At 76.0% G+C, this 1081-nt stretch carries 1 protein-coding gene; it reads right to left on the reverse strand.

All coding sequences use genetic code 11. The features are described from left to right. Positions 1 to 26 precede the first annotated feature (26 nt). Positions 27 to 1081: class I SAM-dependent methyltransferase (locus FNH09_RS46530; protein ID WP_238427508.1), on the reverse strand; the 1055-nt coding region annotated here is incomplete at its 5' end.

Below are 1081 nucleotides of genomic sequence, written 5' to 3' on the forward strand. Positions count from 1 at the left end.
GGGGCGGGTTCCGGCCGACGGGGAGGTCAGTTGCGGCGGGCGATGATGCGGTAGGTGTTGGAGAAGCGGGTGCGGCGCAGCAGTGGGGCCAGGACGTGGTCCAGCGTCGCTGCCACCGCGACGAGCGGGGTGCTCACCCCGAGCAGTGCGGTGCGCAGCCGTCGCCGCAGCGCGCCGGGCGGGACCGCCCGCCAGGGGGCGTCCGGCGCGGGGAGAGCGCGGGTGACGGCCAGCGACAGGGCGCCGGCCAGGTCGTACGGGACATGGCCGGCCCGGCGGTCGACGGTGACGATCGTGCAGCCCCGGGACTCCAGTTCCGCGCACAGATTGGGCAGCGGGATCAGCTGGAGGTGGCGGGGCTGGCCGTACGGCAGCCACCACTTGCCGAGCAGGGTCGCGAACGCGCTCCCCGGGTCGCGGAGTTCGAGCAGCAGATGGCCGCCGGGCCGCAGCACCTCCAGAGCGGCGTGGAGTTCCGCGCGGGGGTCGGTCGTGTGCTCCAGGTGGCGGAGCATGCTCACCACGTCGTAGCGGGCGCGCAGCCGCGCGGCGATCTCCGGGGAGGTCAGCCGGCCCACGTGGGCCTCCTCGACACGCCCGACCGCGCGGGCGCGGGCCACCCGGGCGGTGGGGTCGAGGCCGTCGAAGGAGGTGTAGGCGAACACCTGTTTGGCGGTCTCCGGGAAGTGGGCATGTCCCGTGCCCACGTCCAGCCAGCTCTCCGGCTCGGGGAACGGCAGCATCGCGCGGGCGGTGGCGTGCAGCCGTCCGCGGCGGGCGCGCGCGCCGAGGGCGCCCGCCGTGCGGAGGGCGACCTCGTCGGGGTGCGCCTCGTGCAGGTCCCGCTGGTAGAAGGCGATGCCCTCGGCGGTCAGACGGGGGTTCTGGAAGGCATGCGCGCAGTCCCGGCACTCGTCGACGACGAAGGTGCCCGGCTTGCCCTGGACCAGGTCGGGGGCGCGCAGCCGGGTGCGCAGCCGGGCCGAGCCGCACCAGGGGCAGTCCGCGCGGCGCGGTTCGTGGAAGTGGGCGGTGCCTCGGGCGAGTTCGGCGGCGTAGCGGGCGCGGCGCCGTTCGGCGG

This window comes from Streptomyces adustus (assembly GCF_009377175.1).
GTDB lineage: Bacteria > Actinomycetota > Actinomycetes > Streptomycetales > Streptomycetaceae > Streptomyces > Streptomyces adustus.